Genomic DNA, 24667 nt, shown 5'->3' with positions numbered 1-24667 from the left:
CATGCCATTAGGAATATTTTTACTTTTAATGGGATTGGAGACTTATGGGATGAGAATGTATACAGACCCTAGAGGCGAAGCTTACGAACAGGTCATAGATCTGGCGATACGGAATTCGGAATGTTTTGTGCTTGGGGAGAAAATTCCGGCTGATTTGGTACGGGGCAATTACACAAGCGTATTGGAAGCGTTGGAACCTTACCTGGTTAAGACCATCGTAATCCAAGGCGATAATATGGATGAAATTACACAAATAAGAAATACCTATCGCAGTCATGCCTTTTATACCGCGGGAACCTACTATTTCTATAGATGCTGCGAAGAAAGCGGGAACCTTCTGAAACAAATGGCAAACCGTCTGGCGGATTGGATTTATCCTTGCCTGCCGGAAGACTTGTGTTTCTTGAAAGAAGGTGGCGGAGACTACCTTTACTCGGTTGTGCATGAACATATGTATGGGATTGAAGCAACTGAGGAAGAAGCAAGCGAACTAATGGATCGGATTACAGGGCTCTTTTTGGAACTAAAGGCTCATCGAGACCTGGATCGTCTACTGGATGATGCTATTAAGCATCAAACCGACTGGCTGTATATAAGTAGACATGAGCTGACAGAGCTGCCTGAGAGAATCAAAGATCTTACAGAGTTGCGGGAGTTAGAAATTTTTGAACAGGATATTTTTCGTCTCCCGGAAGGGCTGTTCGAGTTAAGCAAGCTTGAACGCTTGAAAATCCTGACGGATGATTTGGAGAGTATTCCTGCATCCATTGCCAAGCTGAAGAATTTGAAAGAGCTATGTATCCAATGTGCGAGCTCGGATCGGCCGACTCCCGGGTATCGGGCTAAGCCGAAGGAAGAGATCAGCCTAAACCGCATCCCACCGGAGATTGGAGAGCTGGAACAACTGGAGCTTCTTACGATTCAATACACCTCGATCCATGAGCTACCGCTCGAGCTAGAGAAGCTGAGGTACCTGCGAATCCTGAACTTAGGGATGTGTATGATCAATCGGAAACCTGATTTCCTCTATGGTATGAAGCAACTGAAATACATTAATGTCGCAAAGGATTCGTTATGGGAAACGATTGAATCAGAACAATAAGCTTCAAATGCCTTAAGCTAATGATAACTCTAACTACACGGCAACCGGCTACCGAGATTATCGGTAGCCGGTTCAACTAAAGGGCAGGATACTTCCGATATGTGTTAATATAAATCTGCAATGTTTAGAAGGCTGAAACAGGGGGAAATATATGAAATTTTACATAGCATCTAGTCTCAAAAATATAGAAAATGTACGGCAAGTTGCGGAGAGTTTGAGTGCCCGTGGTTTTCAACATACTTACGACTGGACAACTCATTCAAACATAGACTCCATAACAAAACTACGTAACATAGGCCAAGAAGAAGTAGCAGGGGTTATGAATGCAGATGTTGTAATTGTCATGTTTCCAGCTGGAAAAGGGAGTCATGTTGAGTTAGGAATTGCTCTGGGGGCTGGAAAGAAAATTTATTTATACTCCTCAACAAATGAACTGAATGAAATCGGAAACACATGTACGTTTTATCATGTTGATTCAGTTGAACAGCGGATTGGCTCATTAGGTGATTTGATAAACTCTGTCTGCCTTGAATACCAGCATCATTAAACGAAAGGGCAGGATAGCGTGGTCATTTTGCGAATACCTTAAGGTATGGCGAATAATGGAGTTTACGAAGATGAACTAGCCCAAGTGCGAGGTGCACTAAAATGAAAAAAGCTGAGTTGGTTAAACAAACACAGAGTGAATTTGATGCAATGTTATTAGACAAATCCATCGAAACTCTGAAGATATGGAATTGTAAAATTAAGGACTTTTCAAAACTAAACACACTGACCAAAGGCAGCAACAAAAGCGGATTGGCAGGTATAGGAAACAGGAGAGAGATTCGAGTTCCGACTCAATTGAAACAAACGACAACAAACAGCAACGCTTGTGATACATGAGGTTTATCCTGGTTTATCCTATTAAGTACATATGTATAAAATACGGGTTTTGTGAATATGTAGTCTTGAATAAGAAATCTTTGATTAGTAAAATGTCGGCTGACAAACATAGTCATTTATTCATGCTCCTTCATTTTCATCGTTCTGTAGTTCTGTATTTTTTAATTCCCTTTATCTTTGTGTCGGCAATCGGACGATATTCTTGCCACTGGATTTCCAATCTTCATAAAACGATATTTGTTCATCCTTATAGTCAACTGATGGTTTTACCAGCTTAATCGAATTTTGCATCTCCAGCCTCCGAATGTAAATTTTATCCATAGTAGCATTCACTCTAATTGGTTTTTCATTGCCCCCTCTAGCTTAATAAAATTAAAGGAGTATCTGCAATGATCAAGAGCTGCCTTTTTTGTTAGGCAGCTCTTATATGTAATAAATCTATGTTATATTGCTTCTCGAAAGAGCTTTTTCAAGATAGTCTCTTCCCTGTGGTTCCCTTTCAATCACACAAAGGATGCTCACAACATTTGCCCCAGCATTACGTAATTCTGACGCACTCAGTAAGATCTGACCTCCTGTTATGACGACATCTTCAATGATACAAACTGTTTTTCGCCCTTGCATCAATTCCTTCAGCAAGTATTTGAACGAAAAAAAAATCCGCCATTTAAGCGGATTTGAAATTTAACTTTTGAAATGTCTCCTAAAGATATCTCTTATTAACCCCGAAGAGCAACTTTATCTTTGCTTGTGGAAAATCACATTTTATAGAAAATCAAAAGAAACTGTTCGTAATCGACCAATTGTATAAATATGTTGAATCCCATGAACAACAAAATGACAGTCCAGAACATGAAAATAATTTTCTAGACTTTCATGTTATTGAACTTTCATTTCATTAGCTTAGCTTTTGTTCATGATCCTTGACTTGTAACAATCGTAAACTATTGAGTGTAACAATCAAGGTTGCTCCCATGTCTGCAAAGATAGCCATCCATAGCGTGAGCCATCCTGGAACGATTAACAGTAGTGCCACCACTTTAATTAATAGCGAGAACGTGATATTTTGCTTGATGATTGCGAGCGTTGTTCGACTTAGGCTCATGGTGTACGGCAGTTTGCTTAAATCGTCACCCATTAAGGCAATATCTGCTGTTTCAAGGGCTGTATCGGTACCGGCTCCCCCCATCGCAATACCGACAGTGGAAGCAGCAAGGGCAGGAGCATCGTTTACCCCATCACCAACCATGGCAACATTGCCGTATTTTGATTGAAGCGTTTTAATGTAATCTAATTTATCCTGAGGCAAGAGTTCCGCTTGGACTTCAGCAATGCCTAATCGCTTGCCGATAGCATCTGCAGTCGCTTTATTATCACCGGTGAGCATGATGGTTTTCTTGATGCCAAGCTCATGCAGCTTTTGTATGACGTTTTTGCTGGAGTCTCGAACTTCGTCGGCAACAGCGATCAAGGCTAACGCCTCATCTTCGGTTCCAAGTACCATGACGGTTTTTCCTTGCTCTTGCAAGCGATAAATCTCTGTAGCAACTCGTTCTTCCAAACCTTCCGGGCTCAGTTCATCAAATAGGTGCGGACTTCCAATGTAATATGTGATTCCGTGTATAACTGCTTTTGCGCCTTTTCCTGTGATCGAGGAAAAATTCTGAGCTTCCCATTCTCTAAGATCTAGGTTGTTAGCATCGGCTTTGCGAATGATAGCCGATGCTAAGGGATGTTGAGACCATTTTTCTATCGCCGCCGCAATACCAAGTAATTCGTTTTCTTCCTTGCCTTTTAGCGAGACTATATCGTTTACAACGGGCACACCTCTCGTGAGGGTTCCAGTTTTATCGAAAGCTATTACCGTAAGCTTGCCAGCTTCTTCTAAATGAATACCGCCTTTAATGAGCACGCCACGTTTTGCCGCATTACCAATTGCCGTTACAATCGCAATCGGAGTGGAGATAACGAGGGCACACGGGCAGCCGACAACAAGAAGGGCTAAACCTCTATATATCCAATCTCCCCAGCTGCCAACAATCAGCGGCGGAACTACTGCGATTATAAGTGCCACAATCATGATCGCTGGCGTGTAGTATTTCGCGAACCGGTCAACGAACGCTTGCGATGGAGCCCGCTCGGCTTGTGCTTCTTCCACCAGGTAAATGATTTTCGAAATTGTTGTATCTTCAGCTGTTTTGGTTACCTTTACTTCCAGCAAACCTTCTTCATTGAGCGTACCAGCAAACACTTCATCATCGATAGTTTTACTAACTGGAATCGATTCACCAGTGATGGCTGCTTGATTGATGGTAGACGAGCCCTTAATGACAATGCCATCCATCGCAAGCTTTTGCCCAGGCTTAACGATCATGATATCTCCAACTTTGATATCATCAACACTTACCATTAGCTCTGTGCAGCCGCGACGAATGAGGGCTTCTTTTGGTGCAATATCCATCAGTGAGCGAATGGACTGACGAGCTTTTTCCATCGAATACCGCTCTAATACTTCGCTTATTGCAAACAAAATAACGACTGTTGCCCCTTCGCCCCATTGCCCAATGGCAGCAGCACCAATAATGGCGATGGTCATTAAAACGTTCATATCAAACTGAAAGCGGACGATGTTTTTAACACCCTTAATAAATAATTCATAGCCGCCAATGAACATCGATGCAGCGTAGAAAATAAACGAAAGCGAATGATCTTCCCCCAAAACGTAACCTGCAGCAAGCAGCAGAGCAGAGAGAAGTACGTTCCAGTTTTGCTTCCAAATCGGCTCTTTCTTTTCGATGACACGCTCTTTTTCAGGCATCACTTTCAAGCTTTCAAATGCTCCTGCCTTTTCTAATTCCTCTACCGTAGTGTTCCCAAAAACGGTTATTTTGGAAGCTCCGAAGTTTACTTGTGCATCCTGAACTCCAGGGAGATTTTTTACGTTCTTTTCAAAAATACCGGCACAGTTTGTGCACGTAAATCCTCGGACCCGGTACACGTTTTTATCTTCTACTTGGTTTTGTGCATTATTTTCCAACTGTCATCATCTCCTGACTATGCGTAGAAGCAAGCATAATGAGTTGCCGCACATGTTCATCTTCCAAAGTATAAAATGCAAGCTTTCCTTCTTTGCGATACTTTACAAGGTTTAATTTTTTTAACGTTCGAAGATGATGCGAAGCTGTTGCAAGCGAGGAACCAATTACATTTGCCACGTCACAAACGCACATTTCATCTTCCTGACATAGAGAAAATGCCACTTTCATTCTCGTTTCATCGGCAAGCACTTTAAACATGTTGGTTATACCTGAAATATCTTGCTCACGTAGTGATTTTTGCACTCGCTGCACCTTTTCTTCATCAAAACAATAAAGTTCACATGTATCTCTTTCAGTCATTTAAGAACCCCCTACAACAATCAAACGCTCTTTTGAGTATAGTGTTATCATACTCCCGGTTTTTCATTCAGTCAAATGGTTATTTGATTGTTTTTAAAATAGTTGTGTTAGTTTTGTTTTTCTATCATGCATCTGTCTCCAAACGTTTACACTTCATGACAGCTAGGCTGGTACTACCCCTATTTGCTTCATGAGTTCCGACAACCTTTTAACGAAAAATAACACTTGAACCTTACGTAGCGTAACGTTTTACAATAAAGTTACCGGTAAAAAACATCGCGCAAAAAAAAGGGGATGATCATGAAACGGAGTGGAAAGTTGGAATACGCTTACAACAGAAGCTTTTACAGGAATTAGAGCATGTCACCAAAATATTGAGCGCCATGAGGATGAGTCATGAGAATTACTTCGCCGCGCGGCAAAAGAGCTGGAATTCCTACCTCGACCTGCTTGGCGAATATCTCGGCGAGCATCCGGATGAGCCCACTCCAGAGAGGAATTAATAAACCATGAACGAACAATCCGTAAAGCATTCTACCTTTGTTATTGAGCGGAATTACAGCGCATCGCCCGAGCGGGTATTCACCGCCTGGTCTGACCCGTCGGCCAAAGCCCGGTGGTTTCCGAAGGCCGACGAGTTCGACTTTCGGATCGGCGGACGGGAGTTCAACCGCGGAGGCCCTCAGGGCGGTCCGATCTATACGTTCGACGCCTGCTATCAGGAGATCGTTCAGGACAGGCGCATCGTTTATACATACACCATGGACCAGGACGAGGCACGGATTTCGGTCTCCATTACGACAGTGGAATTTATGCCGACAGGCAGCGGCACACAGCTCATCTACACCGAGCAAGGCGCCTTCCTCGACGGCTACGATACGCCGGAACAGCGCGAGCACGGGACAAAATTCATGTTGGACGCTCTGGACAAGGAGCTGAAGAACTAATGAAGAAAGCGGTGAACGGGAATGAGACGCATGCCGGCATGCGGGAATGGACAGGGCTTGCCGTGCTGGCCCTGCCCGCACTTCTTGTCTCGATCGACCTCTCCGTCATGATTCTCGCACAGCCGCATATCGGTGCCGCCCTAGGCGCCGACAGCGCCCAGCAGCTGTGGATCATCGACATCTACGGCTTTATGCTCGCAAGTTTTTTGATCACCATGGGCACGCTGGGAGACCCGGATCGGCCGCCGCAAGCTGCTGTTAATCGGCGGGTCGGCCTTCGCAGCAGCCTCGATACTGGCTGCATTCTCCCAAAGCACGGAGATGCTAATTGCGGCACGCGCCTTACTCGGTATAGCTGGGGCGACGGTATCGCCCTCTACGCTAGCCTTGATCAGCAACATGTTCCGCGACCACAAGCAGCGCTCCCTCGCCTTCGGCATATGGTTTATGTGTTCCATGGGCGGCATGGCGCTTGGACCGGTAGTTGGAGGCATCATGTTAGATCACTTCTGGTGGGGCTCGCTATTCCTGCTGGGTGTGCCGGTCATGCTGCTTCTGGTCATAACCGGGCCGCTGCTGCTGCCCGAGTACCGTATCCCTGAGGCCGGCATGCTGGATTTGACCAGCGTCCTGTTATCGCTTGGCGCCATTCTGCCGGTCATATACGGGCTCAAGGAAATCGCCAAGCACGGTCTGCAAATAGCGCCTTTGCTGTTCATATTGGCGGGCGCCGTCCTCGGCGCGTTGTTCGTGTCGCGGCAGCGCAAGCTGACGAGCCCTTTGCTGGACCTGCGCCTGTTTGCGAGCCCCGGCTTCAGCGCCGCGCTTGGGGGCATGTTTGGGATCACGCTGACTGGCGCGACCATGCTCTTCGTCGCGCAGTACCTCCAATTCGTACAAGGGATGTCGCCGTTTAAGGCAGGGTTGTGTATGCTGCCCGGAGTCATGGCCTCAATGGCTGGCATGATCCTCTCGCCGCTCATCGCGCGCCGGATCCGCCCAGCCCTCCTAATCGGGACGGGTCTTTTGATCTCGGCTGCGGGCTGTCTGCTGCTGACACAGGTGGGGGCTCAGTCCGGGCTCATGATTCTGTTCATCGGGTATATCTTCTTCAACGTAGGCGCAACGCCGCTCCCGAGTCTGTCCAGCGACCTGGTCATCGGCTCGGCCCCGCCCGAAAAGGCGGGATCGGCGGCCTCCCTGCTGCAGACCAGCGGCGAATTCGCCTTCGCGCTGGGCATCGCGATCCTGGGCAGCATCGGTACGGTCGTTTACCGCAGCCAGGTCGCAGACTCCATTCCTACCGGCTTGCCGGCGTCAGCAGTGCAATCTTCCCGCGACAGCTTGGCCGGTGCCGTGACCGTAGCGGAAGGCCTCCCCGGGCAGATCGGTACGGCGCTGCTCACCGGCGCCCGTGAAGCTTTTACCGGCGGGATGCACGCCGTTGCTGTAGCCAGCGGAGTTATCGTATTGGGAGTCATCATCCTTGTCGTGACGCAGCTCCGGCACATTCGACCAATCGGTGAGACTCCGTCGACCCAAGCCGACCGTATTCCAGAACCAGTACCAGTCGCTGCAATGGAATCAAGTTAGTTGTGGCGCCGAAAGGGCTTAACCCCTTCCTTCGGCTGTACCCCTGGTGACAGCTACACTGGTACTACCCCTGATTACATGAATACTTTCAATTCACTTAGGGGCTATGTTTGTGTGGCAATCATAGAAAAGGGAGCATATTTGTGTCGCAAAAGTTACGATACAAATATGCTCCTTTTTTTGTAAAAAACGGCCACCTCCCTGTCATTTCCCGCTTATTGCAGATAAACGTTCGATGAGCTCGGCTGTTTGTACTTTAAACCCAGGCTTGCAATCGTGGATAAGAATTTCATAAGCTTCCGGGACACCGTCTTTTATGGCACTTATCTGAACGATCTTATCTACATCGAAACCCTCGATACCTGAATGGCTTCTACGAAATGAAATTCCTTCGTTGGGACCAATCTCTACGTTCAAAAGATCCTTTAAAGGATCCTCAGATTTGAATTCGATAACGATCCTCGTCGATTTCTTTTTCAATCGCTTGTCAGTTCGGATATAGATGGGAATGTCCTTCCAGAACGGATCATCAACTTCTAGTCTGGCCGCAATGTAAGTATCATTTGGGGAGTCCAAGGCAATTCCCGGTTCTGCTGTGTAGCCGGCAACCTCCTCACCATGCATTTCCCCCGCCCCATATTGTCCACGTTTTGATTACCAGACGCTTCCAGCCATTCGCAGAACCAAGTCCGCTTGAATGAATGTTTGCTGCGATCGTTCCGAAAAACACAGGTCCAACAGATAAATAAAACATGCGATTCGGCAAAATGTTAAGCTCATCTTCCCGTTGTTCTGGCGACTGTAACAGTCTTATAACCATTTTTCAATCTGAAGACTCTGGCTTCTTTTTCGTAGTTCTACTATAATACGACTATCATCCATATCATTAATTAATATTTTTAACAGGAGCTATAGGCCAAATCTATGAACAATAATTACGAATTGTATAAAGTATTTTACTTGGCTGCGAAGACAGGCAGCTTGACGCAGGCTGCCAAGGCCTTGTACCTCACTCAACCGAGTGTCAGCCACGCCATCAAACAGCTGGAAGACAGCTTTGGTATCACTTTGTTTTATCGCACTTCCAAAGGTGTTGAGCTGACGCAAGAGGGCGCCATCCTGTATTCCTATATAGAAAAGTCTCAGACCTTAATATCACTGGCTGAAGAACAAATGGCCGCGCTTAAAAATTTGGACAGCGGCGAGCTGCGGATCGGCGGAAGCGATTCACTTTTCAAGCATTACATTCTTCCGTACTTGGAAAACTTTCATATGCAGTATCCAGGCATTAGACTTCATCTGAATCACGGAACTACGCCGGAAATCATTGCTCTCTTAAAAGAAGGAAAAATTGATTTGGGCGTAGTTCGTATGCCGATCGTCGATTCCCAGCTTGATGTGAGAGAAAGTTTTCAATTGCAGGATTGTTTTGTAGCGGGAGCCCATTATTCCGAGCTTAAAGACGCGGTTCTTTCCTTGGATATGCTGCTCCAATACCCTATCATCTTATTCTCGCGTAACAGCCGGGCTCGAATGGCTATTACGGAGTTATTTCAAAGCTATGGTCATAACCTCAAGCCTGAAATCGAGGTCGGAAGCGTGGATCTACTCATCGAGTTGGCTCGGAAAGGACTCGGAATCTCTTATGTGACCAGAGAGTTCGTATCGAAAGAACTGGAAGACGGAGCGCTCTTCGAGATTCAATTAGATGTGCCGATACCGCCTTCACACGTAGGGAGTATGGTTATGCGCAACATGCCGCTCTCCGGTCCAGCAAGAAGGTTTATAGAGCTGATTCATTAGTCCGATTAACGCATTAAGCAGATATTCCTGATAACCAGCTGACTGCATTGTGTATATCCTCAAATTCATGGTGCCTCAAGATAGTTGTATCTTTTCCGATAGCTTTGCTCACGCTGAGATTAGTGTTTGTTCTCTCTGGAGTAACAGTAGCAGTATATTGAATCCCAGCATTCAGTAGTCTAGGAAGCCAATCTTCAGACAACCATTTAGCGTCTTCTGCTAAAAGCAATGTATGACTGCTATCAGACAAGGCTTTTTTTGCCTTTTTTATGACTGCCAGTTCAATCATTTTCTCTAGTGGTACACGGAAGTCCTCCGCCTGAGCAAAGGAATTCCAACGAATCACAACTGCTTCAATCACATCATCCCAAAAAATATGAGCTTTATTGGAAACATAATAGTGCATCATGTTAAATCTCCCCTATCACATTATATTTTTGGTTTTCCATCCCGTCATCTAATCTTTCTTTTCTTAATTCCACTATAATACGATCATCATCTATACAAGTAATTAATATATTTCACAGGATGCATAGACCACGTCTATGGGTAATTGTCGACACAAAATAGACACTTAGCTCACAGGACTCTCTGGTATAATATAGGGTATGACCCTTAACTATAAGAGAGGATACTGCTTGCTATGAATAGGTCAAAATATATACTTATCTCGCTACTTTTGCTTACCTTGACTACTACTGCTTGTACAGCAAAAGAAAAACCTGCGGACGCTTCAAAAGATTTAATTTCTCCTGTGGTTGCCGGTATGACAACTCCAGATCTAGACGTGGGTCATCCTCCTACAACGACACTAATAAATAACAACATGAAATCACTGTATTATGCTGGTCCCGAACAGGGAAAACAAGTGGCACTCACGTTTGATGATGGACCTGATAATCGTTTCACTCTACAAATCTTAGATATACTTAAAAAAAATAACGTTAAAGCCACGTTTTTTATTATAGGAGAACAAGCCAAAGCCCACCCTGAAGTCGTGAAGAGAATTGTAAATGAGGGACACGTCATTGGGAATCACTCTTGGGATCATTCTAATTTCACTAAAATCAATACCGAAGAGATGAATCAGGAAATAAGCTCAACACAAGATGAATTGAACGCCATTGTTGGATTCCGTCCTACTTTGTTCCGCCCACCCTATGGGGCTCTTAACAGCTCGGAAGTTAGGGCCATTTCTTCAATGGGACTAAGCATCATCGATTGGTCTGTTGATACCAGGGATTGGGCTGGAACGCCAACACAACAAATACTGAAAAATGTAAAAAAAGAATTGAAACCTGGTGGAATTATTTTGCAACATTGTGCAATCGGAAAAAAAGAGAGTTTATCAAATACCGTAAATGCCCTTGAACAAATGATCCCCCTTTTAAAAAATGAAGGGTATTCGTTTGTAACAGTTCCTACTCTCTTATCGCTGCCAGATTCTCAGAAATAATTACATAGGATAAGACGCGCAATCAAAATAAGGAGTCGCAATAGGCTATCTGCCCATGCGGCTCCTTATTGCATCAAAACTCGTTATTCTCAAAAACCGTAGTGATCATGTTTCCGTAGACCATCGAGTTTCATTTTATTATCAATTCGCAGAAAGAGATATTCTCTCCGCTTACACTCTTCCAGAAATTCACCCAAAGCCTCTAGCATATAAATAGGAGCGTTATGATGAGCTCCAAAAGTATGACCGCTATCGTGAAGCAAAATGATGTCTTTGCTGCTAATTTTCGAAAACAGTTTCTTTCTAATTCGTTCCTTTCCGCCTCTGCTTCTCCAATCTCCGACCATCAGCGACCATAAAATCAAATGAAATTTCTTTAATAAGAATAAATCGAAGATATTGATAATCCCCCAGGGTGGTCGATAGTGAACCGGTTTTACCCCAATTATGTTTTCAATAGCCTTTACTGAATCCTGCAATTGCTTTCTGACCTTTCTGGGTGTCATTAAAGCGTTTGCCCAATGTACATAATTATGAATCCCTATTAGATGCCCTTCTTGATGAATACGCAGAATTAATTCCGGGTATTTCTCAGCCATGGAACCAAGTACAAAAAAAGTAGCCTTTATCTGGTATGTCCCCAAGAGATCAAGTAATTGAGGCGTATGCTCTGGGTTGGGACCATCGTCAAAGGTTAAAGCAATCCCATTTGCTCTCTTCCCCTTCGTATATACGCCGAATCCACCTAGTCGAACTATAAGCGTAGGTAAAACCGTATATATGAACAGGATAACTAGAATGTACGTGAAAAACTTACTCATCTCTCATCACTCTCTTCCTAAAGAAATACTCTCGCAAATTCCCTTAAGAGTAAGTGGCACAAATAAAAAAGAAACCCCAACCCACTGACATGAGGATCGGAGGTTCATTTTTTTATTCCAAAACATCATCGCTATTTCTCTGTGAAAATGCTAAAAGTAGTTTTTTGACTTCTAATAGTTCACTTTCAATCCGGTGAAGATGACTTTGCATGTCATCAATTTCCTGTTCTGCTTTATAATTAATAGCAAAGTCAATGATAGATTCATGTTTGTCTCTTGAAGCCTGTCTGTTCTGGCTCATCATGATGACGGGTGCTTGAAAAGCGGCAACAAAAGATAAGCATAAATTTAATAAGATGAACGGGGCTGAATCAAAGTGATAGGGAGTTACCGGTAACGTATTCCAAGCAATCCAAACTGCCAGGAATATGGCGAACCATACAATGAATTTCCAACTGCCTCCAAAGAAGGCAATTCGATCAGCAATCCGGTCCGACCAACTCGTCTTCCTCACATATTCCTCGTCTAAATGAGTAAGAATACTCTTCTCATAATGATCAACTAACCGATCAATCCGTTTCGTACTTTCATGGTTTAATTCAATATCAAAGCCTTGAATATTAGAAGCCTCTGCAAAGTCTTTTTTCCATTGAAAATAATTTTTTTTTGCCATTGTTATTAACCTCCTTTGTGAGGAAGTCACATGGAAACCAATAATTTGAAAGAGTTTGAATACCTTATCTTGAGGCAATCACTCTTATTCGCACGAGGTCTGAACATGACTTCCAGTAATTTACTATCAGGCTCCGGTTCTAAGGAACTTCGACTACCCATGAATATATTCAACTCCTTCTCCCCAATGGTTTCTGACACATCATTATCATACTTCTTTGCTTCACTTAAGCCCGTATTCTTTTTTAATCGTCTCAAGTTGGATATCATCATCGAATTCTTTCAGGATGACATTCCCATGAAGATGGATCGTCTGTCCGTCTTTCTCATCAAATGAAATGAGTCCTTTAGACATATCGACAGTCTCATTTTGGAGCACCCAATACTTGGTTGGTTTATTATTAGCATCTAACATCATAATTACAAAGCTTCCGTCGAGGCTATCGTTATTATCTGAAATAACTCCTTGCATCCACCTATAGGAGCTAATTATGTATGCAACAACCATAAGCAACAGAATAAAACACGAAACTACAATGATGAGATCTTTCTTTTTCAACGAAGTTCCACCTTTACAAATAGTTATACCGAAATAGTTGGAATATGTGAATAGAACTCATATTGCATGTGTTTCCTATTTGAGTGCTTTTAACTTAGCTTGAATTTTCTTTTCAGTTGCTTCTAATGATTTCAGTCTATCTTCATACTTTTTAATCTTCGACTGCACTTTGGAAGTCTTTGCTTGTTCCAATAGCTTCTTTGTACTTGTAATCGATTTTTGGATATTAGCTAACTGACTTTCTAGATTTTTTTTCTGGGATTGAACCGTATTTTTTGATTTAGTAGCTGAATGGGTAGTTGATTTGGTCGAATGTACGGCTGCGTGATGGGTCGCCGATTTCGTTGCCGCAAATGCCGACATTGGGAATACTGACACAAGTCCGGTAATTGCAGTAATGGCCACTATTTTTCTAATTTTATGTAAAAACATTTTCTAGCCTCCCATATTCAAATCTATTTTGAATAACCTTCACTTCAATTATACAGATATAACATTAAAACTTGATGAAAATTATTTGTTCATTTGATTAAATTGATTTATTTATTGTTTAAAAAAACCATTTTAGCTTTCATCCCCAAATGTAAAAGGCTTGGATTGATGAATACATACACTAAGAACCAAACCCATGGATAGCATATTAGTCATTAGGGAACTTCCTCCATAGCTGACAAATGGGAGTGCAATACCTGTAAGGGGCATAAGTCCCGTATGCATCGCAATATTCTCGAAAATTTGCAAAGTAAACATCGAAATCACACCGATGATCAAATAAGTACCAGCTAAATCTTCGCTTGTCATCGCAATTCGAATCATTCGATAAATCAAAAAAAAGTAAAGCAACAAAAGTACAGCCGAACCAACAAAACCAAATTCTTCACCAATGACAACATAAATCGAATCTGCATAATCATACGGAATGTAGCCGCTTTGTACCATTTTACCGTGAAGGAATCCTTCACCCATTAACTCACCCGAACTCACTGCCTTTATGGAATTAACAACATGATAACTCTGATTTGGATCGGTAGCCGGGTTTAAAAAGGTTTGAATTCTATGAAGTTGATGCGGTTTTACAATTTTATTGAATAGAGGGATATCCACAAAATATAGTGCTGTAATGCTGCCAATAACCCCAATGATCCCAAATAACCCGATGAGTCCATGCTTGATTCGAATCTTCCCGATCCATAACATACCAATCAAAATACAAACGAAGACAATAGATGTTCCGAGATCAGGTTGATTCATAACAATGAGACATGGAATTCCCATAACTACGATCATGGGGAGTATATCTTGAAATAATCGTAGATATTCCCCCTTACGGTTTTCTAACATTTTGGCTAACAGTAAGATAAGGAATATTTTCGCTAGTTCAGAAGGCTGAAATTGCATAAAATGCAAATTAATCCATCGCTGAGATCCATTGATGTTCATGCCTTTAAACATAACGAAGATTAGAAGCAGAATGCCGATAACATATAATATGACGGATAAATGTCTGATAATGTCCCGGTAATCGAGCACGGCCAATAACAGCATGGGTACAAACATGGCAGCGAACATGACTAGGTTATTTACATGCAGCCCAGCAAATTTCGTATTATTAGTGGCGCTATAGATCATTATCGTGCTAATAACCATGAAACATATCAAAATGGCGATAATGACAAAATCCAATTTTCTCGCTCTAAGCACCAGCTCCTTGATCACTTGCGGCTTTCTCCCTTCTAGATAAATTTAAGTAAATTCCCAATGCAAAGAGCACAATGCCAGCAGCAACCCAAAACGGCCAATATGTTGTTGATGATGATGATTGGCTTACCTCGTTACTGATTGGAGAAGGCTCAGCGTGAACGACCTCTTTGGCAGACACTATGGGGATTTGCGTCAGCAGCTTCCCATTTTTCTTAATCTGATAATCGCCAATCACCTCGCCAGCTATGATCGTTTTTTGTACGCTTTGCCACGGCGTAAAAACAGGCGAATACGTATAAACAGCGCCATCATCTTTTCGTTTAGTCAACACATAGGAATTCCCCAGGACGCCTTGAACGTTCTCACCATAGAAGGTCGTCTCACCGGCGCTATCCCCTTTCTGAAACATCATCTGCACATCAAGATGGTCGAGTCCATAATTGCCTATCGTTTGCACGTCTTGATATTCATTTCCTCGCGATGATTTCATTACGACTGCGATAACTGTTTTATTGTCCTTTTTCATATATTCAATTAACGTGTTTCCAGCTTGGTTAGTAAATCCTGTTTTCCCACCCAATGCGATTGGATTCTGAAAAATAAAGCTTCGATCTTTTATCACAACAGACCGCTGATCCGTCTTCACCTCTGTCTTCTCGGTTCCCATTGCCTCCATAATAGCGGGATATTTCATGGCTTCTTTGGCAAGCAGAGCCAAATCATAAGTCGTTGTATAATGTTGTGGATCATGCAGACCATTAGGTGTTACAAAATGTGTATGTGTCATGCCAATTGAGGCTGCCCTTGTATTCATCATCGCGGCAAAAGCGGCCTCATCGCCTCCAATATGTTCAGCTATCATCATCGCTACATCATTGGCCGATATCACCAGAAGTGCCCTCAAGGCTTCTTCCTTTTGCATCTTCTCACCGATTTTCATATTGAAAACAAAATTGCTTGCTTCTTGCTGGGTGGCTTTTTTACTAGCCGTCATCCATGCGCCGTCCGCCACGTGATCTTCTAGAAGAATAGCGGTCATAAGCTTCGTTAAGCTAGCAGGAAACGCTTGTTCATCTTTGTTTTTTTGAAAGAGCACTTCTCCTGTCGAACTATCGATCACTACACCTGTACCACTATGAATAGTCAGCGTATTGGTTTCTCCATATGCGATTCCTACTTGGCCTAACATTGCTGCGAGTATAACGATGATGAATAACGCTTTCCTCATTACATATCCTCCAAATCATCACATTCTAACTATATAAAAATACGCCCGTATTTGATTTCTGCACTTATACGAGATTTATTATATGCCCTGTTCCTTAAAAACAAATTAAAACAAAAAAATCCCCATGTCTGGGGAGCAGAGTTCAGCCGCGCTGTAAGGTAAGACAAATTTTTTCTGCCTGTTGTTTTGTCTCGTATTCCAGAGCATCATCAAGCGCTATAAGTTCTTTTTTTCCATATTTTCTTTCAATCGCGGCAGCAATGATATGATCCGTTATGGATGGATTTTTGGGCAAAATTGGACCATGAAGATAAGTTCCAATGACATTGTGATAGAGAAGTCCTTCTGTGCCATCTTCCCCATTATTACCATAACCTTTGATGACTTTACCTAACGGTTGGTAAGGGTGATAGGTTCTTCCGGAGTGATTTTCAAAACCTACTACTCTACCGAATTCCTTCGTATCAATTAAAATGTTACCAACCTGACGATCCTCTCTTGCAATAGAATGAAAATCACATATTTCCATTCCCATATGCTTTGTTCCTTCTGAAGTGACATAAAAACTACCTAGAAGTTGATATCCGCCGCATATGGCGAGACAACTAATACCATCTTCTACACCTAATTGAAATTCTTTTTTAATTTTAAGTAATTCCTTAGTAATTAGGCCTTGCTCACGATCACTGCCTCCGCCGATGAAAATAATATCTACAGACGATAAGTTCATGTCATTTGTTGATTTTATATCCACAATCGTTAATTGAATGCCTCTCCATTCGCATCGCTTTTGAAGTGCAACCACATTGCCTCTATCCCCATAGAGATTTAATCGATCTGGGAATAAGTTATAGAGTATAAGATTCATTTTCTTTCTTAATACTCCTTTCCGTGTGGTTTTTGACCTCTTGTAATGCTGTATAGGTCGGTAATAAATAAGTAGGCATCGGGTGGCTAAACGCAGCTTGTATTGCTTTCTCGATAGATGGTATTTGTATAACTTTATTAGAGTCAATCCCTGCATACTTAAGACGAAGCATGATGTCTGAGGCTCGACTGCCGGAGCAAATGATTCGCCCAATATCCTCCCTTTGAAGGCATTCAAAATCAATATCCCAGATCCACGAAACATCTTTCCCATCTGCAATAAAGTCATTGATAAAGAAGACAATTTGCTTCTCATAATGAGTTGAAAGGATCTCTGATATGGAAACATTCATACCCGAAGGATTTTTATTGAGATTAACGATATATGGAAATCCTTTATAAAAAAACAACTCCATTCGTCCATTCGCCAATTGAAAATTAGGCAAGGAATCTTTTATATTTTTATCCTGAATACCAAGTTCAGCGGCACAAGCAATTGCAGCCAATGCATTATAGACATTGAATGTACCCGTCATTTTCATTTGATAGGTCTCATTTTTCATTGAAAAAGTTAAGGGGTTGCTTTGAACGCTGTCAATTTCGTAATGCGGGGTTGGGCGCTCAAATCCACAGGAGCAGGAAAAAAATCCTAGCTGGTTGAAATGAATGTGATCATATCGCATTTCTTCACCGCATTGTGGGCAATATTTGGACTCACTCATCCCGTAATCTCCAAATGTATAGGCCTGTTTACCCAGTCCGTAATAGACATTATCTTTATTAAGAGAGCTTAGTCGAAAAACAAAGGGATCATCCGCATTTAATATCATTTTCGTTTCGATCGGATGTATGGCCCTTTCAATATCTTTGATAAGCATGTCTATCTCCCCGTACCGATCCAACTGATCACGAAAAAAATTAGTTATAATGAGCATCCGAGGCGTGATTTGTTTCAAAATGACTGGAAGACTTGCCTCATCAATTTCCAGTACAGCATAGTCGTAATGTAAATGGCCCAAGATCGTAGTATTATTAATTAAACAAGCGGCTACGCCAGAAACCATATTTGCCCCTTCAAAATTGTTCAAAATTCTCATTCCAGTTGACCTTAAGAGGTGTGCTAACAAATTTGAGGTTGTCGTTTTACCGTTTGTACCGGTTATAAAAATAAAATGTTTAATTTGATGAGATAATTTTCTTATAATGTTCGGATCGATTTTTATTGCCACTACGCCCGGAAGAGTAGATCCATTATTACCTAATAGTCGGCTTAATTTACCCGCGGTCTTGCCGCTAATGATGGCGACATTTTTTTTAATCATGTTTCCAACCCCCTCAACAATGGTAACAGCCGCCCTAGATGGGAATGAAAATTAATATACCCCTGATGATACGAAAAAAACCGCCATTTAGGCGGAAATTAATCGGCTATCCATAGTTTTTCAATCCAAAGGCATAATAGATAAATCAAGCTTCATACACTTAACGTTATGATTGATTTCCAAAAAATTATTGCCGTGAACATTCACATCACTGCATGCCTCCAAATGAATGACAAAACTGGAATCATCCAACCTATTAGCTCCATTTGATCCGAGAACTTGATTATTAATATAATGAAGTCCCTGCGTACTTTTAGCGTAAAGAACAGGATAAGCCCGAAGAAGAAATTCATTATCCTCAATATGTATATGTCTATGAACGGGATTCTCTATATGAATTTCTTTATTTTCAGGAGCGATATTGATCACTGGAACGCCGCATTCCATAAACTGATTACGATGAATCATTACATCAGTCACCATGCCGGATTCATACCAACTTTCTGCATCGTCAGCTATTAAGATCCCGCTCATTTGGATTCCTTTCATATGATTGTCCGCAATGACAACCTTTTTTCGCGTAGTTACTAGAATTCCTCGGGTAGGTATCCGAAGAAAACGATTATTACGTATTTCAACTTCCGCCGTCCATGAAATATTCTCAACCACATCAGCTGCTTCGATCCCCACAGGTATGGGCTGCTCCAGCGTCAGTAATATCTCTCGCAAATTAATCATTTCCGAATTTTTTACCGTATTATTGGCGTATACCGTTAATGAATGTCCATGTACAAAATCAATCCTATCTCCTGGAAAAAATCCGTCAAAGCCATAGGTTTGTCCATGCATATATCGAACAATAATTTGATTAGGAGCGGGTTGATCGATTATTTGCAAATGCGTGCCATGTACATTGATTGCATCATCATGCGCTCCCTCAAAATGGCTGTTCACAATGGTAACTTTCCCTTTGACACTTGACATGTGTACAAAATCAGCAAATGCAGCACAAGTGCGTCCTGTCTCAGGGCGCGGCGCTAATTTCAGTCCGTCAAATGTAAGATTTTCGCTGAATTGCCCGACTATGCCTAAACCGTGCATGTAATGTAGGTGAAGCTGGATCCCTGAAATGTTCATGCTCTGATTGATAAATACGCCTACCTGATCTCGAATACCATCTCGCATTTGAAACACGTGTCCGACTTTCGTTTCAAGCGTATGATCAAAGTAAAGTCGCAGTTGCAAGGGGTTAAGCTGCTCTATCTTATTAGCCGATGTCATCGGATTAGAAACACGCCAAGTTGTATTCGTGACTGGATCATATTCCTGTGCAGGTCCGTCCGAATATTTCCAACTCTCGCCAATCCAAGTCAGCTTCCCCTCCTCAATCACATACCAAGAATCAGGGTGCGTTCGAACATCAAGATAATCGCTTCCGACAGCTTCAACGGTCATTTCAGACATGGTAGGACGCTCGAAATCCGTACTGAAATTGCGTAGAGTGACATTCTCGCATTGATCCAAAGCTATCATGGTCATCTTCCCGTGAAACATAAAAAGTGATCCAAGACCATCTACTGTCAAGTCACGGTGTTCTTTGAAAAACAAACCAATGGTTTTAGTTACATCAGGGTTTTCATCCTCTGTCGTTGTGTTCGAGATGAAATACTTTATTTTCGCAGCATGTTCAGGATAAAAATCATACCGACCTTTTGGGAATTCTAGTACGACAGGACCATCTATTGCTTTAGCTGCTCCGATTGCTGTTCGGACTGCCTTCACAGCATCTTGACCCGAATTGGGTATGGCTCCATAATCTGTAACACGGATAACCGTGGGTGTGGAAACAGCGTTTGGGTCTATAAATGGCATCAGTGAAACCTACCTTTCAGCGCTTAACAATAATGTATTTTTTCAAGTATATGTGATAAATCAAAAAGCGTTTTGTTTTAATGTTCCACACGGATGACCACTTTTCCTTTGGGGTACCCTTCCCCCAGATACCGGAGAGCTTCAGCAACCTCACTTAACGGGTAACGTCTATCTATAACAGGCACTACCTTCCCGGCCTCAAAAAGCTCTTTCATATAATTTTGATCATTTTTATTTGGTTTGTGTAAAAGGAGTCCCATTTTCTTACTCCCGATCATTGAAATCCATGCTCCAAGGAACATGACTTGGAAGATTCGAGCCATGGAACCCCCGACCATGACATAAGTGCCGTTGGGACTTAATGAACGCTTGTAATCGAATATCGATCGATTTCCAACAACATCAAGAATCAGGTCATAGTGCTGTCCATGTTGGGTGAAATCTTCTTTCGTGTAATCAATGACCTGATCTGCACCAACCGATAGCAGCATAGCCAATTTACTCGTGTTGTCCACGCCTGTCACTTCAGCTCCGAATGATTTGGCAATCTGCACCGCAAATGTACCCACACCTCCACCCGCGCCATTAATTAATACCTTTTGTCCATTCTGAATGCGCCCTTTATCGCGAAGTCCCTGCAAGGCGAGGACCGCCGTTTGTGGCATGGCTGCTGCTTCCTCGAATGTCATACTGGCTGGTTTCAGCGTTAACGCATTTTCATCTGCGCATACATACTCCGCAAACCCGCCCCAACCACATCCGGAAATGTCCCCGAATACCTCATCGCCTGGAAGAAACTGCTTTACGTCTTTGCCAACCGCTTCAATTCGTCCAGCTATGTCAGCTCCGAGTATGTTATATTTTGGTTTTAGAAGCCCCCCAAGGCGGACTAAGTACGGTGTACCTCTAAGAAGATCCCAGTCCCACGAATTTACGGATGCAGCATGCACTTTGATCCGTACTTCATTGTCCTTGGGAGTAGGTTTTTCTACCTCTTTGAGCTTAAGAACGTCAGTAGTTCCGTATTTCGTGTAAACAATCGCCTTCATGGCGTATTCTCCTTAAATCCTTTAACGATCAGCCATATCGGAAATATGATTTCAAATAAGGCTCCTGGAAGAAATAAAACCATGCCTGGACTATAGCCGAAAATCTCTAACAAAGCGCTTGTTAATAAAGATGCGTATCCAATAACCCCAAAAACTGAAATTAAACGCGGAATGAGCTTTGTTTTAAATAATAAATAACAAAACAACAAGCTATATAGTCCTAGAACGATCATGGATAACTGAAAGGTCAGAAACTTCCCTTTAATCGCTAACATGCCTATCGTTTGAAAATAGGAAGCATCGGGAGTTCCTGCTTCTATATATTGCTTGCTTAATGATATCAGTAATAATGGGCTGAGTGCACCGACAATAAGGATAATGGCCTCAATAACTCTGAAAGCAACGTAACCTAGAGCTATCGTTTCATTATGCTTTTTTAAGATTGGAAACAATGTGATGGCAATTCCAACAACTGCAGCAGAATTAATTAACTCAAGGATCATCCCGACGATCACTTTGGTTTTATTTGGGTAAACATGAAGTAGATAATCCGGAACATTTAGAATAGATTCTATAAGTCCATTACCTAGAATAAACGCAGCTGTTGCAGCTAAAAATAATACTCCCGCAATTCTTGCCGTTTTGTTGTTTGAATTCATTGTTACCACCGTCTTTCTATTCATTTTTTCTCACATTACACATATCGCCAATTCGGATTGAACCTGAATAGCTTTGCCGGTCGATGCCCTGCATCCTTTGTAAATTGATTGGTTTCCATAACCATGTCAGCTATCTTTCTTCTAAACGCAGCAGAAAGCAGCTCTTTTCCCAAAGTAACCTCATAAACCTGCTGGAGCTCTGATAATGTAAAAAGTTCCGGCATCAGATTGATAGCTATATCTGTGTACTCAATCTTATTCCTAAGTCTTTCCACGGCATATTGGATCATTTGCGCATGATCAAATGCAATTCCATTCGAAACAATAACCTCTCTGTCCACCATGACTACTTTTCCAGCATACTTTTCAATAACCTTAATAACAGTCTCCAGAGTATCCGTATCGTTTGAAAGCGTAATTTTTATCACTTTTTCAAATACAAAGTCATTCTCCATTATGGTTTTCTTCTCTTCAAGCACACTGTACCTAAGGCTGAACCACCTTGCATCATCCGCATCATCCCCAGCCATCACTTCAAGTGATCTGCTATCAACAAGCGCCATATACGAGCAGCTGATAACTCGTGTCCGAGGATCCCTATTTATATCCCCCCAAGTATAAAGCTGTTCCATATACACATTGTCAATATTAGTTTCGGTCTTTAGTTCCCGCAAAGCTGCTTCATCTAGGCTCTCGTCCTTAGTTACAAAGCCTCCTGGCAAAGCCCATTGCCCTATATAAGGATGAACCCCCCTTTTAACCATGAGTAGTTTCAGTGACTTTTTCGGTAACTTTCTGTAGTTTTCTTTTTCCTCATCAACCACAGTGAAGATTAACATATCGACTGTAACGGATGGTCTTTCGTACATACTGGCATCATACTTCTGTAAAAACTCTATTTCTGTAAGTCCCTGCTTATCTCTAAGCTGCTCTTTGTCCATGCAGATCACCTATTCTTTAATTTTCTGTTATAATCAATTTGTTATTATCAAGATGTTAATATCATTTAACCTTTAATTCCAATCGCTGTCAATAGCGATAAAAGAAGCCATAACATATGTTATGTAAACAATTTTCCGAATCACTTCCCCTTCGCCATTTTAATTAATGACATTAATAATTTATTTTCTAAGGATGCTGTAATTCAAAAAAAATAACCTGTTAGTCAGGTTATTTTCTAAAGTTTACTATAAGTTGGATTCCTTACCTTCCACTCATGTACCGCAAAAGGTTCGGTAAGGTTGGGTTGATTTCGTAGGGTTTGTAAAGTAATCATGGTCGTTGGAGTGCGCGTAGGGGCTCGAAAGAGCATCAAGAAGCCGTTCCATCACGCTGTAGTCTCCTTGGTTCACCGCGGCTTCTAACGCTTCCTCTACCCGGTGGTTACGAGGGATTACCGCAGGATTACTGCTGCGCATTAACTGATGTGAGGAGTCTTTCGTCTCCTCCTGCCTGCCTAGTCTCGCCTGCCACAGTTCGTGCCACTGAGCAAACTCCGTGGAGCTAAATAGATCCGTGACTTCCAGTTTATCAAAAGTTAATGCGCGAAAAGTATTAGTATAGTCCGCACTATACTTCTGCATCATATTGAGCAGATCTTTCATAAGCGATTCATCCTGCTGTTCGTCATTAAAGATTCCCAGTTTTGCCCTCATTCCCGCAAACCAATGACGGTGATACAACACAGAAAAACTGGCAATCGCATCCTCAGCCAATATAACTGCCTGCTCCTCGTTGTCATGCAGCAATGGCAGTAGGGTTTCAGCAAATCTGGCGAGATTCCACGCGGCAATATATGGCTGGTTACCATAGGCATAGCGGCCCTGCTTATCAATGGAACTGAATACCGTTGCCGGATCATAGGCATCCATGAAGGCGCAAGGACCATAATCAATGGTTTCTCCACTGATCGCCATGTTATCAGTGTTCATCACCCCGTGAATAAAGCCAACGAGCTGCCATTTGGAAATGAGACTAGCCTGACGCTTGATCACTTCTTGAAGTAGGAGAAGATAGTGGTTCTCATCAGAAGCATCTATTTCTGGGAAGTGTCTTTGCAATGTGTAATCAGCCAGGGCTTGAAGGTCCTCTTTGATGCCAAATTTCGCAGCATACTGAAAGGTGCCGACGCGCAAATGGCTGGCAGCTATGCGGGTAAGAATTGCACCAGGCTGCTCGGTTTCACGGATGATGGACTCGCCGGTCGTTACCACCGCTAGGCTGCGTGTTGTAGGAATACCAAGCGCATACATCGCTTCGCTGATGATGTATTCACGCAGCATCGGGCCGAGTGCTGCCCGACCATCTCCCCCGCGGGAGTATGGTGTTCTGCCTGAGCCTTTAAACTGAATATCAACCCGCATTCCTTGGGGAGTGATCTGTTCGCCAAGAAGCAGTGCCCGGCCATCCCCTAACCGATTAAAATGCCCAAATTGATGTCCAGCATAGGCTTGTGCCAGCGGCAAAGCGCCTTCTGGAATCTTGTTGCCAGCCAGCTCAGCTGCACCTTCATTGCTTTGCAGCGATTGGACGGATAGCCCCAAGACTGTTGCCAACTGATGATTAAGAGTGATTACTTTCGGTGAGCGTACTGGAGCTGGAATAAGTCTGGTAAAAAGTGATTCTGGCAGACGAGCATAACTGTTGTCGAAGTTCCATCCTGTTTCGATGTTTGTTTTTTTCTCTGTCATCGTATCTCCCTTTTCATTGCCTTTTTTATCTTCATTTTATTGT

Annotated in this window: 24 protein-coding genes and 1 pseudogene; 7 read left to right on the top strand and 18 right to left on the bottom strand. The window is 42.6% G+C overall.

Going from position 1 to position 24667, the window contains the following annotated elements:
* Positions 1 to 49: 49 nt before the first annotated feature.
* The 3 genes from ACBP55_RS18825 (at position 50) to ACBP55_RS18815 (ending at position 1987) form a co-directional block, all read left to right on the top strand.
* Positions 50 to 1102, top strand: coding sequence for a leucine-rich repeat domain-containing protein (locus ACBP55_RS18825; protein WP_464653167.1), 1053 nt, complete (start codon positions 50 to 52; stop codon positions 1100 to 1102).
* Positions 1103 to 1253: 151 nt separating this feature from the next.
* Positions 1254 to 1649 carry a nucleoside 2-deoxyribosyltransferase gene (locus ACBP55_RS18820; protein WP_464653166.1) on the top strand — a complete coding sequence of 132 codons (396 nt, stop codon included), beginning with the start codon at positions 1254 to 1256 and terminating at the stop codon, positions 1647 to 1649.
* A gap of 101 nt (positions 1650 to 1750) precedes the next feature.
* On the top strand, positions 1751 to 1987 hold the full coding sequence (locus ACBP55_RS18815) for a hypothetical protein (RefSeq protein ID WP_464653165.1): 237 nt from the start codon (positions 1751 to 1753) through the stop codon (positions 1985 to 1987).
* An 898-nt stretch (positions 1988 to 2885) separates the two neighbouring features.
* Here ACBP55_RS18815 and ACBP55_RS18810 read toward each other — a convergent pair.
* Together ACBP55_RS18810 and ACBP55_RS18805 are read right to left on the bottom strand one after the other, a co-directional pair.
* On the bottom strand, positions 2886 to 5024 hold the full coding sequence (locus ACBP55_RS18810) for a heavy metal translocating P-type ATPase (protein WP_464653164.1): 2139 nt from the start codon (positions 5022 to 5024) through the stop codon (positions 2886 to 2888).
* A complete protein-coding gene (locus tag ACBP55_RS18805) occupies positions 5014 to 5385 on the bottom strand; it encodes an ArsR/SmtB family transcription factor (RefSeq protein WP_464653163.1) in 372 nt (123 codons plus the stop codon). Before ACBP55_RS18805 ends, ACBP55_RS18810 begins: the two co-directional genes overlap by 11 nt.
* 509 nt (positions 5386 to 5894) lie before the next feature.
* Here ACBP55_RS18805 and ACBP55_RS18800 point away from each other — a divergent pair.
* Both ACBP55_RS18800 and ACBP55_RS18795 read left to right on the top strand, forming a co-directional pair.
* Complete coding sequence (locus tag ACBP55_RS18800; protein WP_464653162.1) at positions 5895 to 6332, top strand: SRPBCC family protein; 438 nt, start codon at positions 5895 to 5897, stop codon at positions 6330 to 6332.
* A pseudogene (locus ACBP55_RS18795) lies at positions 6332 to 7925 on the top strand (MFS transporter). Before ACBP55_RS18800 ends, ACBP55_RS18795 begins: the two are co-directional and overlap by 1 nt.
* Before the next feature lie 204 nt (positions 7926 to 8129).
* Here ACBP55_RS18795 and ACBP55_RS18790 read toward each other — a convergent pair.
* Positions 8130 to 8549, bottom strand: a complete 420-nt coding sequence (locus ACBP55_RS18790; protein ID WP_464653161.1) for a hypothetical protein — start codon at positions 8547 to 8549, stop codon at positions 8130 to 8132.
* Entirely contained in the window at positions 8539 to 8745 is a 207-nt protein-coding gene (locus ACBP55_RS18785; protein ID WP_464653160.1) for a hypothetical protein, read from the bottom strand. The genes ACBP55_RS18790 and ACBP55_RS18785 overlap by 11 nt, the downstream gene beginning before the upstream one ends.
* 104 nt (positions 8746 to 8849) lie before the next feature.
* Between ACBP55_RS18785 and ACBP55_RS18780 the strand changes: the two genes are divergently transcribed.
* A complete protein-coding gene (locus ACBP55_RS18780) occupies positions 8850 to 9728 on the top strand; it encodes a LysR family transcriptional regulator (RefSeq protein WP_464653159.1) in 879 nt (292 codons plus the stop codon).
* Positions 9729 to 9741: 13 nt separating this feature from the next.
* Here ACBP55_RS18780 and ACBP55_RS18775 read toward each other — a convergent pair whose 3' ends face one another.
* Entirely contained in the window at positions 9742 to 10137 is a 396-nt protein-coding gene (locus ACBP55_RS18775; protein ID WP_464653158.1) for a hypothetical protein, read from the bottom strand.
* A gap of 234 nt (positions 10138 to 10371) precedes the next feature.
* Between ACBP55_RS18775 and ACBP55_RS18770 the strand changes: the two genes are divergently transcribed.
* Positions 10372 to 11184 carry a polysaccharide deacetylase family protein gene (locus ACBP55_RS18770; protein ID WP_464653157.1) on the top strand — a complete coding sequence of 271 codons (813 nt, stop codon included), beginning with the start codon at positions 10372 to 10374 and terminating at the stop codon, positions 11182 to 11184.
* An 89-nt stretch (positions 11185 to 11273) separates the two neighbouring features.
* On the opposite strand, the gene ACBP55_RS18765 is transcribed toward ACBP55_RS18770, so the two are convergent.
* The 13 genes from ACBP55_RS18765 to ACBP55_RS18705 form a co-directional block, all read right to left on the bottom strand.
* Positions 11274 to 12005: a polysaccharide deacetylase family protein gene (locus ACBP55_RS18765; protein ID WP_173190747.1), complete on the bottom strand. Its 732-nt coding sequence runs from the start codon at positions 12003 to 12005 to the stop codon at positions 11274 to 11276.
* A 112-nt stretch (positions 12006 to 12117) separates the two neighbouring features.
* Entirely contained in the window at positions 12118 to 12678 is a 561-nt protein-coding gene (locus ACBP55_RS18760) for a DUF1003 domain-containing protein (RefSeq protein ID WP_464653156.1), read from the bottom strand.
* 222 nt (positions 12679 to 12900) lie between these two features.
* A complete protein-coding gene (locus ACBP55_RS18755) occupies positions 12901 to 13236 on the bottom strand; it encodes a hypothetical protein (RefSeq protein WP_464653155.1) in 336 nt (111 codons plus the stop codon).
* Between the two features lie 75 nt (positions 13237 to 13311).
* A complete protein-coding gene (locus ACBP55_RS18750; protein WP_464653154.1) occupies positions 13312 to 13668 on the bottom strand; it encodes a hypothetical protein in 357 nt (118 codons plus the stop codon).
* Positions 13669 to 13800: 132 nt separating this feature from the next.
* A complete protein-coding gene (locus ACBP55_RS18745) occupies positions 13801 to 14952 on the bottom strand; it encodes an FtsW/RodA/SpoVE family cell cycle protein (RefSeq protein ID WP_464653153.1) in 1152 nt (383 codons plus the stop codon).
* The gene (locus ACBP55_RS18740) at positions 14930 to 16165 is read right to left on the bottom strand and encodes a D-alanyl-D-alanine carboxypeptidase family protein (RefSeq protein ID WP_464653152.1); all 1236 of its coding nucleotides are present in this window, start codon (positions 16163 to 16165) and stop codon (positions 14930 to 14932) included. The genes ACBP55_RS18745 and ACBP55_RS18740 overlap by 23 nt, the downstream gene beginning before the upstream one ends.
* A 142-nt stretch (positions 16166 to 16307) precedes the next feature.
* A complete protein-coding gene (locus tag ACBP55_RS18735) occupies positions 16308 to 17033 on the bottom strand; it encodes a type 1 glutamine amidotransferase (RefSeq protein WP_464653151.1) in 726 nt (241 codons plus the stop codon).
* Complete coding sequence (locus tag ACBP55_RS18730; RefSeq protein WP_464653150.1) at positions 17014 to 18354, bottom strand: MurT ligase domain-containing protein; 1341 nt, start codon at positions 18352 to 18354, stop codon at positions 17014 to 17016. The genes ACBP55_RS18735 and ACBP55_RS18730 overlap by 20 nt, the downstream gene beginning before the upstream one ends.
* Before the next feature lie 120 nt (positions 18355 to 18474).
* Positions 18475 to 20226, bottom strand: a complete 1752-nt coding sequence (locus ACBP55_RS18725) for an alpha-1,3-galactosidase-related protein (protein ID WP_464653149.1) — start codon at positions 20224 to 20226, stop codon at positions 18475 to 18477.
* Between the two features lie 77 nt (positions 20227 to 20303).
* Positions 20304 to 21275, bottom strand: coding sequence for an NAD(P)-dependent alcohol dehydrogenase (locus tag ACBP55_RS18720; RefSeq protein ID WP_464653148.1), 972 nt, complete (start codon positions 21273 to 21275; stop codon positions 20304 to 20306).
* Complete coding sequence (locus ACBP55_RS18715) at positions 21272 to 21934, bottom strand: DUF4386 domain-containing protein (RefSeq protein WP_464653147.1); 663 nt, start codon at positions 21932 to 21934, stop codon at positions 21272 to 21274. The genes ACBP55_RS18720 and ACBP55_RS18715 overlap by 4 nt, the downstream gene beginning before the upstream one ends.
* A gap of 35 nt (positions 21935 to 21969) precedes the next feature.
* On the bottom strand, positions 21970 to 22875 hold the full coding sequence (locus ACBP55_RS18710; protein ID WP_464653146.1) for an NUDIX hydrolase: 906 nt from the start codon (positions 22873 to 22875) through the stop codon (positions 21970 to 21972).
* A 273-nt stretch (positions 22876 to 23148) separates the two neighbouring features.
* The gene (locus tag ACBP55_RS18705) at positions 23149 to 24624 is read right to left on the bottom strand and encodes a protein adenylyltransferase SelO (protein ID WP_464653145.1); all 1476 of its coding nucleotides are present in this window, start codon (positions 24622 to 24624) and stop codon (positions 23149 to 23151) included.
* Between the last annotated feature and the right edge of the window lie 43 nt (positions 24625 to 24667).

This window comes from Paenibacillus sp. WG02 (genome assembly GCF_055396115.1).
The sequence above is the reverse complement of the archived record's forward strand: the minus strand, read 5'-3'. Positions and strand labels throughout refer to the sequence as shown.